The 12,007-nt window shown below is 55.6% G+C and carries 9 protein-coding genes and 1 pseudogene; 6 read left to right on the top strand and 4 right to left on the bottom strand.

The window, feature by feature from the left end; translation table 11 throughout:
- Together N4R57_00175 and N4R57_00170 are read left to right on the top strand one after the other, a co-directional pair.
- Complete coding sequence (locus N4R57_00175) at positions 1-1,011, top strand: flagellin (protein UYV37583.1); 1,011 nt, start codon at positions 1-3, stop codon at positions 1,009-1,011.
- Entirely contained in the window at positions 1,008-2,114 is a 1,107-nt protein-coding gene (locus N4R57_00170; GenBank protein ID UYV37582.1) for a flagellar basal body P-ring protein FlgI, read from the top strand. The genes N4R57_00175 and N4R57_00170 overlap by 4 nt, the downstream gene beginning before the upstream one ends.
- Here the strand turns inward: N4R57_00170 and N4R57_00165 are convergent.
- Positions 2,111-2,701 carry a DUF1285 domain-containing protein gene (locus tag N4R57_00165; protein UYV37581.1) on the bottom strand — a complete coding sequence of 197 codons (591 nt, stop codon included), beginning with the start codon at positions 2,699-2,701 and terminating at the stop codon, positions 2,111-2,113. The two genes, N4R57_00170 and N4R57_00165, sit on opposite strands and share 4 nt — an antisense overlap.
- Positions 2,702-2,769: 68 nt before the next feature.
- Here N4R57_00165 and N4R57_00160 point away from each other — a divergent pair, with 68 nt between their 5' ends.
- The 4 genes and pseudogenes from N4R57_00160 to N4R57_00145 all read left to right on the top strand — a co-directional run bounded on the left by N4R57_00160 (position 2,770) and on the right by N4R57_00145 (position 9,442).
- The gene (locus N4R57_00160; GenBank protein ID UYV37580.1) at positions 2,770-3,777 is read left to right on the top strand and encodes a MoxR family ATPase; all 1,008 of its coding nucleotides are present in this window, start codon (positions 2,770-2,772) and stop codon (positions 3,775-3,777) included.
- A complete protein-coding gene (locus tag N4R57_00155) occupies positions 3,774-4,652 on the top strand; it encodes a DUF58 domain-containing protein (protein ID UYV37579.1) in 879 nt (292 codons plus the stop codon). Before N4R57_00160 ends, N4R57_00155 begins: the two co-directional genes overlap by 4 nt.
- The gene (locus N4R57_00150) at positions 4,649-7,396 is read left to right on the top strand and encodes a DUF4159 domain-containing protein (GenBank protein ID UYV39650.1); all 2,748 of its coding nucleotides are present in this window, start codon (positions 4,649-4,651) and stop codon (positions 7,394-7,396) included. Before N4R57_00155 ends, N4R57_00150 begins: the two co-directional genes overlap by 4 nt.
- Positions 7,393-9,442, top strand: a pseudogene (locus N4R57_00145) (hypothetical protein). The gene N4R57_00150 and the pseudogene N4R57_00145 overlap by 4 nt, the downstream one beginning before the upstream one ends.
- Positions 9,443-9,471: 29 nt before the next feature.
- On the opposite strand, the gene fliP reads toward N4R57_00145, so the two are convergent.
- The 3 genes from fliP to N4R57_00130 all read right to left on the bottom strand — a co-directional run bounded on the left by fliP (position 9,472) and on the right by N4R57_00130 (position 11,993).
- Complete coding sequence (fliP, locus tag N4R57_00140; protein ID UYV37578.1) at positions 9,472-10,224, bottom strand: flagellar type III secretion system pore protein FliP; 753 nt, start codon at positions 10,222-10,224, stop codon at positions 9,472-9,474.
- Positions 10,221-10,520 carry a FliM/FliN family flagellar motor C-terminal domain-containing protein gene (locus N4R57_00135; GenBank protein ID UYV37577.1) on the bottom strand — a complete coding sequence of 100 codons (300 nt, stop codon included), beginning with the start codon at positions 10,518-10,520 and terminating at the stop codon, positions 10,221-10,223. Before N4R57_00135 ends, fliP begins: the two co-directional genes overlap by 4 nt.
- A 121-nt stretch (positions 10,521-10,641) precedes the next feature.
- Positions 10,642-11,993, bottom strand: a protein-coding gene (locus tag N4R57_00130; GenBank protein UYV37576.1) for an IS3 family transposase whose coding sequence is annotated in 2 segments (ribosomal slippage) — positions 10,642-11,657 and positions 11,657-11,993 — 1,353 coding nt in all. Because the reading frame shifts where the segments join, the coding sequence is not laid out codon by codon here.
- Positions 11,994-12,007: the final 14 nt, after the last annotated feature.

Below are 12,007 nucleotides of genomic sequence, written 5' to 3'. Positions count from 1 at the left end.
ATGCCCCTTTATTCTATTGGCGATATGGCTTCCAGTTTTATGCTGCGGCGCCAGAATGTAAGCATGAATGCCGAGCTTGCAAAACTGACTGAAGAAATGGCAAGCGGTCAAGCTGCCGATGTTTCCAAACACCTCAATGGAAACTACTCCTATTTGGGTGATGTTGAACGAAATCTCCGCCTGCTTGAAGGCTTTGATACGGCCGCGAAAGAGGCCTCCAGCTTTACGAGCGCTATGCAGTCAGCCCTAGAAAAAGTTCAGCAAACAACCACCACTCTATCATCCGATCTGATCCTCGCCGGCAATACCAACTTGCCTCAAGGTATGGAGGCTGCTTCAAACAATGCCCGTGGCGAACTGTCGGCCATCCTGTCCGCGCTAAACACCAACGTTGCAGGACGCGCGCTTTTTTCGGGCGCGTCAACTGACACCGCGACATTCGCTTCTGCCGATGACTTCCTTTCGCACCTTCGCACAGAGATTTCTGGGCTGACGTCTCTGCACGACATAAAAACCGCTATCGACGCTTGGTTTGATACCTCCGGAGGCGGATTTGAAACTGACGGATACCTCGGTGCGACCACGGACCTTTCACCTTTTCTTGTCGGAGAAGGCGAAACAGTGACCCTCGCCCTGCGCGGCGACACACAAGTTATCCGCGACTTACTAAAAAGCACCGCCATGGCGGCACTCGCTGCTGACCCTGCGCTCGGATATTCGACCAACTTGCAAAGTGCGATGATTGTCTCCGCCGGGGAGAGTCTGATCACTTCGCAAAGTGAGCTCGTTGGCGTGCGCGCCGACCTCGGCTATGCTGAAGCACGCATCGAAGAAAGCAAAACCCGTGTTTCCGCCGAAAAAACCAGCTTTGAGATTTCGCGCAACGAGTTGCTGGGCGTCGATTTGTACGACACCGCGACGCGCCTTAAAGCTGTGCAATTTCAACTGGAGAGCCTGTATACAGCAACCGCGCGTCTATCCGGGCTCTCCTTGGTGGAGTATTTAAGATGATACGTGCTCTTGCACTGCTATTCACTCTCTTGTTGGCACTACCGTCTCTTGGCGAAGCAACCCCCGTGCGGATAAAAGACCTGGTTGAATTCGACGGTGTGCGAAGCAACGATCTTGTTGGATATGGCCTTGTTGTCGGATTGAACGGCACCGGCGATGGCATTCGCAACGCACCCTTTACCGAAGAAATAATGTCGAACATTCTCGAGCGGCTTGGCGTCAATGTCACCGGAGAACAATTTCGGCCCAAGAACGTCGCGGCCGTATTTGTAACTGCAAATTTGCGACCGTTCTCCCGCGTTGGATCCCAAATCGATGTAACTGTCTCCGCAATCGGTGACGCTAAAAGCCTGCTAGGTGGCACCTTGATCATGACGCCACTAAATGCAGCCGATGGACAAATTTACGCTGTTTCTCAAGGAACGATAATCGCAGGAGGGGTCGCCGCAGAAGGTGATGCAGGCGGCGTGGTGCAAGGCGTTCCCACTGCCGGAGTAATTCCGTCTGGAGCACGCGTTGAACGAGAGATTGAGTTTGAGCTGTCGTCGCTCAGAACTTTGCGTCTAGCCTTGAGGGAACCGGATTTCACCACTGCAGCAAGGATCGAGCGCCAGATCAATCGCGATTTCGGTCGCGCTGTCGCCGTGATGCTCGATTCCGGGACAGTGCGCCTCGACATCGAAAAAACTCGGATGAGATCACCGGCCCATGCGCTTGGGCGTATTGAGAACATTCTCGTCCAACCAGAGCGAAAAGCACGAGTGGTCGTTGATCAACGTTCCGGTACTATTGTCATGGGTGAGGATGTTCGCATTTCCAGAGTCGCGGTCTCCCAAGGCAATTTGACCCTGCGCATTCAGGAAACCCCATTGGTTGTCCAACCCAACCCTTTCTCCGACGGGCAAACAGTTGTAGTTCCCCGCACACAGGCAAACCTAAATGAAGAACCGGGCATCAATTTGGCAGAGGTTCCGTCGGGGACATCCCTCTCGGAAGTCATCGCCGGACTGAACGCGCTTGGCGTTTCTCCTCGCGATATGATCGACATCCTCAAGAGCATCAAAGCAGCAGGCGCGTTGCACGCAGAGTTTGTGGTCCACTAAGCCAGTTCAGAAGATGGAATTATTGGAAAGAACTGGGCTTGTGACCAAATACCGAACCAGTTTTCACCATCAACGGGATGATGCGTCCCGATATCGACCAAACGATAAAAACTCTTACGATCGATAAGCGCCTCAAGGTTGGCACGAACGCGCACATATGGCGATGGTTCCCCTGTCACCGGATCACGCTCAACCCGGATCGGCGCGTTTGGACCCGCAACAACCTTGTCACCTACGTTCGTTTCAAACTCAAGCTTCTGACCATCGCCTTGCCCGTCGGATTCGAAATCCACGGCAACAAATGGCGCGTCGTCAACGGTGATTCCAACCTTCTCAACCGGCGTGACAAGGAAGTAGTCATCTCCATCTTTGCGCAAGATCGTTGAAAAAAGTCGCACAAGCTCTGGCCGGCCAATGGGTGTTCCCAAATAAAACCACGTCCCGTCGCGCGCGATCCGCATATCCAAATCGCCACAAAACGGCGGATTCCATAGGTGAACAGGCGGCAAACCCTTGCCTTTGGCCGCTGCTCGCGCTGTCTTTGCAAGACCCTCTGCCGATGGCTTCACGTTCATTTGCCCGCTCATAGCTTTTGCCATTCCCGTCAGCCGCGTTACACTCATTCAAAGCCTAGCGCAAAAAAGGGAGCGACACCATGACCGAGGCTGCAGAGTTAGTGCAGGACATTGAAGCACTGGAGCAAAAATTGGTGCAGGCCAAAGCTTCGATCATGCGGCGTTTCATTGGTCAGGAGCAGGTCGTTGACCTCGCTCTCTCCGCCCTGCTTTGCGGCGGTCACGCTTTGCTCGTCGGATTGCCCGGCCTTGGCAAGACGCGCCTGGTTGAAACGCTTGGCACCGTTATGGGGCTAAACGGAAACCGAATCCAGTTTACGCCAGATCTGATGCCCGCTGATATTCTGGGATCAGAGGTCTTGGAAACTGGCGCTGATGGAAGCCGAACCTTCAAGTTCATTCCCGGTCCGGTTTTCTGTCAGCTCCTCATGGCAGATGAAATCAACCGGGCCAGCCCTCGGACGCAATCGGCCCTCTTGCAGGCCATGCAGGAACGGCAAGTTACAGTCGCAGGCAAAGATAGAGAGCTCGATGCGCCCTTTCACGTCTTGGCGACACAAAACCCAATCGAACAAGAGGGCACCTATCCACTGCCCGAGGCTCAACTTGACCGCTTTCTTGTGCAGATTGATGTCACCTACCCTGACCGCGTAACCGAGAAAAACATCCTCATCGCGACAACCGGCGAGACCGAAGATCAGGCGCATGCAGTGTTCACAGCCGCTGACTTGCTCGCTGCACAGAAGCTTTTGCGCCGAATGCCTGTCGGTGATGCAATCGCCGAACAGATTTTGGATCTGGTGCGCGCATTCCGGCCCGAAGATCCAAGCGCAAGCGAGATCGTGCGCCAATCCGTTGCTTGGGGCCCAGGCCCGCGCGCAGCGCAGGCATTGATGCTATCGGTGCGGGCCCGCGCACTTATCCAAGGGCGCTTGGCGCCGGACACTGACGATGTAATTGCTATGGCACATTCCGTATTGATACATCGCATGGCGCTTAACTTTGCATCACGCGCCCGAGGAGAAGACTTGACCGGGCTTATCAACAACACGTTGCAATCTATCTTGGTGAAAGAGGCCGCTGCGTGAGCACCCCTCCCCTTCATCTGCGGGTTCGCGCCGAAGAGCAGGCGGCCACGCTGCCTCCGCTCTTGGCCCACGCAGAACAACTGGCCTCAACAGTTCTTGTTGGCGAACATGGGCGGAGACGTAGCGGGCTCGGCGATGATTTTTGGCAGTATCGCCCAATGCAACCAGGCGACTCGCGGCGCATGATTGACTGGCGTCGTTCGGCCAAATCAGACGCGCAATATGTCAGAGAAAAGGAATGGCAAATCGCTCAGAGCGTGCTGCTTTGGGTCGATCCAGCCAGCTCCATGCGCTTCAAGAGCTCTGACGAACTCCCCGAAAAAGCAGATCGCGCCCGGATCCTTGCCTTGGCCGCCTCGATACTTTTGATCCGTGGCGGAGAGCGCGTAGGCCTGACCGGCGGCGCATTGCTGCCGCGCAGCGGCGAGGCACAGATATCACGTCTTGCTGAGCTTCTTTCAAAAGAATCGCCAGATGACTACCTCTCGCCCGATGCACGCGGCCTACCGCCACACGCCCGAGCGATCTTTGTCTCTGACTTTTTTTCGGACATTTCAAACATTGTCACGGCTTTGACCAAAGCTTCTGACCGGGGCGTCCAAGGCGTTTTGGTCCAGGTACTCGATCCAAGCGAGGAGGCGTTTCCATACCGAGGTCGCACCATTTTTCAGAGCGTCGGCGGTTCTTTATCGCATGAGACCCTCAAAGCCGGTGACCTTCGCCAACGATATCTCGAACGACTGGCGTCGCGAAAAGACGAATTAACGTCCCTCTGCGCAGCGTCAGGCTGGCGCTACCACTGCCATCACACCAACGAAAGCGCGACCGCTGCGCTGCTTTGGCTGTATCGAGCACTCGAAGGAGGAACGGCATGATCGCCGGGTCCGTAGCTTTTACGACACCGTGGCTGTTGGCTGTCTTGCTGGCGCTGCCAATTCTGTGGTTTTTATTACGCGCAATCCCACCGGCGCCCATTCGCCGAATGTTCCCGGCGGTAACTTTGCTGCTCGGATTGCGCGATGACGACAGCGTCTCGGATCGCACACCATGGTGGCTCTTGTTGTTGCGAATGCTTGCGATGGCGGTGGTTATCCTTGGCCTTGCAGGGCCGGTCCTCAACCCTTCAAATAGCGCGACAACATCTCGCGATCCGCTTCTCATCGTTATGGACGCCAGCTGGGCAAGCGCACGCAATTGGAACCAACGCGTGTTGGCGCTCGAACAAATCCTTGACGAATCTGGCCGCACCGGGCGCACCGCTGCCATTGCGATGCTTACAGACCTTGAAGCACCTGTATTCCAAGCCGCCCAAGCTTGGCGCGCGCGCCTTCCGGGGCTTACTCCAAAATCGTGGGCTCCGAACACCGACACCATGCAACTACTTGCCCAGAACCTACCCGTTGACCAATCTATCGAGACCATTTGGTTTTCAGACGGGCTCGCACGCGACGGGCGCGCAGCGCTTCATCAAGCATTGACCAAGGCCGGGCCGCTCACAGTAATGCAAAGCGATCAGCCCATTTTGGCGCTCGCACCCGCCGTGTTTTCAGAAGGCGCAGTGAAGCTCACCGCCAGACGCGACAATGCCGCTCATGAACGCAATATTGTCGTGCAAGCCGTTGGCCGTGATCCATCCGGCACCGAACGTATTTTGGCAGAATTACCGCTTGTTTTCGCGCCTTCTTCAATTGCAGCGGAAGGCAAAATTGTTCTTCCCGCAGAACTTCGCAACCGCCTTTCCCGCTTTCAAATCAAAGGGCTTGATGGCGCAGGAGGCGTCACTCTCACGGATGACAGCCTCCGCAAACGCGAGATCGCGCTGATCACGGGTCGGGAAAACCGTGAGGGGTTGGAACTGTTGTCCCCCTTGCACTATTTGCGGCAAGCTTTCGCTCCCTCTGCGGAACTGATCGAAGGTTCGCTGCTTGATGTGCTGCCCGCGAACCCCGACGTCATTGTATTGGCGGACATCGCAAAGCTTACTGCCGCTGAAGACGCAGCGTTGCTAGAATGGGCTGAAGCGGGCGGGATGGTGTTACGCTTTGCGGGCCCTCGTATCGCTGCAAGCGAAATCAGCCGCCGCACCGAAGACCCGCTTATGCCTGTCCGGTTGCGAGCGGGCGGGCGAACCGTTGGCGGTGCAATGAGTTGGGGAGCACCAAAAACCCTCGCGCCCTTCGACAAAGATTCCCCCTTTTTTGGTCTCAGCGTTCCCGAAGAAGTGCGCATCACAGCACAGGTTTTGGCGCAACCTGATCCGACACTCGCGGACCGCGTGATAGCGACACTCAGCGATGGCACCCCGCTCGTTACCCGCAAGAAAATCGGTCAGGGGCAGGTCGTGCTGTTCCACGTCACTGCAAACGCCGAATGGTCTTCCCTGCCGCTGTCCGGTCTCTTCATGTCTATGCTCGAAAGGTTGGCCGTATCAGCCATGACAACCACGCCAACTGCTGAAGATCTGGCAGGATCGATCTGGAAACCGCTCAAAGTGCTCGATGGGTTTGGCGCATTGCTAGATGGAGCGTCTCTTTCCGGCGTCCCCGGAGAGCTGCTCGCCGAAGCACCTATAAGTAACGCTTTACAACCCGGCCTATATGGCAGCACAAACCGACAAATCGCTAGAAACGTTCTGCGCTCGGATGAGCAAATCTCTCGCGCGGCTTGGCCCTCCTCAACACCCATCAACGGCTTCACTGAAGCAAAAGAGCTTCCGTTGGGCGGCTGGCTTTTATCGCTCGCTCTTGGTTTGCTTGCCCTTGATATTGTCGCGTCTCTGGCCCTGTCGGGCCGCCTCGTCGCAGCGCGCGCCGCAACGATCCTACTCGCGCTGGCCCTCACACCCGCAGACCTGAGGGCCGATGACAACCGAGCCATAGATGCCGCCGCAGAGGTGGTGCTTGCCCATGTCATTACCGGCAATCGTCAGATTGATGACACCGCACAAGCAGGGTTGCTTGGCCTTTCCGAAACCCTCTATTTTCGAACCTCAATCGAACCAGCCACCCCTATGGCGGTTAACATCGAAACCGATGAACTGGCGTTCTTTCCGCTGCTGTATTGGCCAATAACGCCTGATCAAGCGACACCCTCAGCCGCCGCTTATGACAAGCTTAACCGGTATTTGCGGTCCGGTGGGATGATCCTATTTGATACACGGGATGCAGATATCGCTGGGTTTGGATCGGCAAGCCCGAATGGTCGCAAGTTGCAACAGCTCGCAGCCCCCTTGGACATCCCTGCGATTGAGCCTATTCCGTCCGATCATGTTCTCACACGAACATTCTACCTGCTTCAGCAATTCCCAGGAAGGTACAATGGGCGTGACGTTTGGGTCGAAGCCGCCCCTGCCGACGCTGAGCGTGTTGAAGGAATGCCGTTTCGAAATCTAAATGACAACGTCACACCGGTGATTATTGGCGGCAACGATTGGGCCGCTGCCTGGGCAATGGATGCAAGCGGCAAAACGCTGTTTCCCGTCGGCAGGGGCATGGCAGGTGAGCGACAACGTGAATTGGCCTATCGCTTTGGGGTCAATCTGGTGATGCACGCGTTAACTGGTAACTATAAATCTGATCAGGTTCATGTTCCCGCACTTCTCGAGAGGTTAGGCCAATGACTTCGACCATCCTCTTCGACCCGTTGATGCCTTGGTGGTTTATCGCCGCGCTCGGCATCCTGATGTTCGCGGCAACGGTTTTTGCCTTCTTCAAGGGGCTGTCCGGTTGGGCATTGCGCGGGCTCGCCGCGTTGATTGTCCTCTTGGCGTTGACGCGCCCGGTATGGCAGCAAGAGGAACGCGAAGCTCTTTCAGATATCGCTATTCTACTGGTCGACCAATCCTCAAGCCAGCAGCTCGGTGATCGCGCGGCACAAACCAAAGACGCTGCCGACGAGATTGCAAAACAGATCGAGGCATTACCCAATACGGAATTGCGACGGATTAATCTCCCTGACGGGGCTGGCGATTTAGGCACTCTTGCCTTCGCTGCATTGTCGGATGTGTTGGCCGAAGAACCCGCATCGCGTATCTCCGGGCTGATTATGCTGAGTGATGGACGCGTGCACGATATCGACGCCGCCCCTACCTTTCCGGCACCATTGCACCTAATTCTGACCGGAGAACCGGACGATTGGGACCGCCGTATCGTCATCGAAAACGCACCAGCCTTCGCCATTCTTGGCGAGGAAATCTCGCTAACGCTAAGGGTTGAGGATCAGGGGAAGGTGCCTGAGGGCCAAACGCTCACACCGCTCGAAATCGCGGTTGATGGCGGTGCGCCAATGGTTTTCCAAGTTCCGATAGGACAATCAATTGATCTGCCCGTGACTCTCCCACACGGCGGACGCAACGTTTTGCAATTCACCGTGCCGACATCCGAAGGCGAACTCACTTCGCGCAACAACACCGCATTGGTGCAAATCAACGGTGTACGTGATCGTTTGCGCGTGTTGTTGGTCTCAGGAGAGCCACATCCCGGCGGGCGCACGTGGCGCAACCTGCTCAAATCTGACAGCTCCGTTGACCTCGTCCATTTCACCATTCTCCGCCCCCCGAAAAACAAGACGGCGTTCCAGTGAGCGAGCTATCTCTCATTGCCTTTCCCACGCGCGAACTCTTCCTCGAAAAGGTTGACGACTTCGATCTGATCGTATTCGATCGCTACAAGCGCCGTGGCATTTTGCCGTCGATATACTTGGAAAACGTCAAATCATATGCGGAGAAAGGCGGTGCGATCCTCATCGCTGCCGGGCCAGATTTTGCGAGTGCAGACAGCATCTACCGATCTCCCTTGGCCGAGATCATTCCAGCCGGCCCCACAGCGCGCGTTATCGAGCAAGGGTTTCGCCCCACCGTAACAGATCTTGGCGACCGGCACCCGGTCACCTCCAATCTGAGTCCGGGACGGGATGCAGCAACTTGGGGGCGCTGGTTGCGGCAAATCGAAGTCACTGCGCAGAGTGGCAATGTGGTTATGTCAGGCTTTGAGGAAACCCCCTTCTCGTGCTCGATCGAGTCGGTGAAGGTCGCGTTGCGCTTCTGGCATCAGATCACGCATGGCTTTGGAGCCGTGGGTTTGAAAGCGGCGGGCCTCAGCTAGAGTTGCTACGGCGCTTGGCCCACTGGATGATGAAAGAGCCCGAACTCGAAGAAGAAGCCTTGTGGGCAGAGCCAAATGGTCAAACGCTGCGCATCATCCGTAGAACTCTTTCAAGCGAGGTCGGTACAGTAACCGTGACCTCACCATCCGGTGTGGAAACTGAGCTTACTTTATCCGAAGTTGAGCCGGGTCGGTTTGAAGGCACCTATAAGGGTAATGAAATCGGCCTCTTCCGATTGACGAATGGCGACACATCGGCGGTCATTGGGCTGGGGCCAAGCGCGCCTCGGGAATTCATTCAGACAGTCGCAAGCGCCGTCCAGCTCGAACCCGTCGTTGAAAAAACAGGGGGCGGCATCGCGCGCCTTTCCGACAACCTTCCAAACCTACGTCATGTGCGCAGGGGCCGGCCCGCATCTGGGCGAAATTGGCTCGGGCTAACGCCGCGCAGCGCCTACAAAACAACCGGTGTAGAACAAGTTCCACTTTTGCCCGAGTGGCTGGTTTTTGTCCTTGTCGGGATGCTCACTATTATGGCGTGGTTGCGCGAAGGGCGCCGTTAACCACGCCGCGCGACACGCGGCCTGGAAGCCTAAAAGTAACTGCGCACAAGACTGCTCGCGATCAAACTCCACCCATCCGCGATCACAAAAAACGACAGCTTGAATGGAAGCGACACGATGGCCGGTGGGACCATCATCATACCCATCGACATCAAGATAGCAGCAACAACTAGATCGATGATAAGAAATGGCATAAATATCAAAAAGCCTATTTGGAAAGCTCTGGAAATCTCCGACAGAAGAAAGCTCGGAACAAGAACAGAGAGGTCCGCATCGGGACTAGGGGTCAAATCCGTCACGTCTGGACGAAGAGCAGCCATCGCCGCGAATGTTTCTGGGTCCAGCCGGTCGGACATAAAGACCTTAAACGGGGCGATTATCTTGGGGAAAGCCACTGCAATCTCGACTTCCTCCGCGACAAGCGGCGCCACTCCTTGAGTCCAAGCCTCGGCGAAAACTGGTTCCATCACAAAATACGTCAAAAACAGCGCTAGGCTGATAATTAACATATTCGGCGGGGATTGTTGCAATCCGATAGCCTGACGGAGGATTGACAAAACCGTCACAATAAAGGGAAAGCAAGTGACCATGATAGCAAGCCCGGGAGCGAGGCTTAGAACGGTAATCAACATGATCAGCTGAACCGTCCGCCCGCTAAGCGAACCACCCTCGTCCAGAGAAATCGCTATTTCCTGCGCATTAGCCACCTGAGGAAGCACTAAGGCAGCTGCGATCACCGCGAACAACATACCTAACCGGACAACGCAAAAGCCGGGCCTCATTCCAACCCATTTCCCAGCTCAATGACTTCAGTCAACCGGACTGCCAATTGCCCTTCGCTTTCCCCTTCCAGCTCCTCAAGTTCGCCGCGCGCAATCAATTGATCGCCCACGAAAAGTTCCACCGGATCATCGACCTTCGTGTCGAGTGGCAACACCGCATTTTCCCCCAGAGACAACAAATCTCGGATGAGCGGGCGTGCCTTGCCCACGGAAATCGTAATTTCAATCGGAACTGACGAGAAAAGACCGCCATTTCCCTTGCTGTTCGCCTCGTTTGCACCCTCTTCAACCGGCATTTTTCGTCTCCTTTGGCACGGAATGTTCCAGTTCTTCGAAATACGCATTGTCAGTCGTCATATAAAATGGGACATCAGAGCGGCTTGAACATTGGAGGCTCTGGTTCGGTTGCGTGATTGATTATGCGGCTTGTTTTTGATGTTGCAAGCGGCGTTGTCGGATCGTCAGTTTCTTGATCTTCTCCCTTTCTCTCAGAATGGCTTTGTCCCGTCCAAAGTAGACGTCGGCGGGTGTGACGTTATTCAGGCTCTCGTGGTAGCGCTGGTTGTTGTAGTAGTCGACGAAGGCCCCGATCTGTCGCTCGAGATCACCGGGCAGGTAGTAATTCTCCAGCAGAACACGGTTCTTCATGGTCTGATGCCATCGTTCTATTTTGCCTTGGGTTTGCGGGTGGAATGGCGCTCCGCGAACGTGGTCCATCTTCTGATCCTCCAGCCATTTGGCCAGATCGCCAGAGATGTAACAGGATCCGTTGTCGCTGAGCAGACGGGGTTTGTGTCGGACCACGGCCTGGTCGCAGCCCGATGCCTGAAGCGCCAGCTCGATCGTGCTGGTCACATCCTCGGCCCGCATGTTCGTGCAGAGCTTCCAGGCGATGATGTAGCGGCTGTAGTCGTCGAGGATGGTGGACAGGTAATACCAGCCCCAGCCAATGATCTTGAAGTAGGTGAAGTCAGTCTGCCACATCTGGTTGATGGCGGTGGTCTTGTCCGTGAACTCATCGGCGGCCTTGATCACCACGTAGTCCGGCGCAGTAATCAGATCAGCGGCTTTCAGGATGCGGTAAACCGATGATTCAGAGACAAAATATCGCTTCTCATCGGTATATTTAACGGCCAGCTCGCGTGTGGTCAGTGCCTCATGCTCCAACGCAAACTCGATCAGATCGTCACGGCGGATATCAGGGATGCGGTTCCAGACCGACTTTGGACGTGGCGAACGATCTGCCAAGGCATCCAAGCCACCTTCGACATATCGGTCATACCATCGGTAAAATGTGGTGCGCGGGATGCCCAGCATATCAAGGGTCTTCTTGGTTGGCAGATGCGACCCTTCAACTGTGCGAATGATCTCCAACTTCTCGGTTGCTGGATACCTCATTCCTCGAACTCCCCAGCCCCTGTCATGCTTTTTTTGAGCAGACGGTTTTCCAAGGTGAGGTCGGCCACGCATTCCTTCAGGGCCATGGCCTCAGATCTCAACTCCTTCACCTCAGGCGATGTCGCTTGACGCGCCGTGTCGCCGGAAAGACGACGCTTTCCAGCCTCAAGGAATTCCTTCGACCAAGTGTAATACAGGCTGTCAGAAATACCCTCGCGGCGACATAACGCCGAGATGCTTTCCTCCCCGCGCAATCCGGCCAAAACAATGCGGATCTTCTCCTCCGCCGAGTAGGTCTGGCGGGTCTTGCGGCGGATGTTTTTGACCAGCTTGTCAGCTGCGCCTTTCGATGTTCCGGGCTTCTTGTTCATCTTCGCTCCTTAAA

This window comes from Rhodobacteraceae bacterium D3-12, from assembly GCA_025916135.1.
In the GTDB taxonomy this organism is placed as follows: domain Bacteria; phylum Pseudomonadota; class Alphaproteobacteria; order Rhodobacterales; family Rhodobacteraceae; genus JAKGBX01.
Note: the sequence above shows the minus strand (reverse complement) of the source record. Positions and strands in the feature narration are given on the sequence as shown.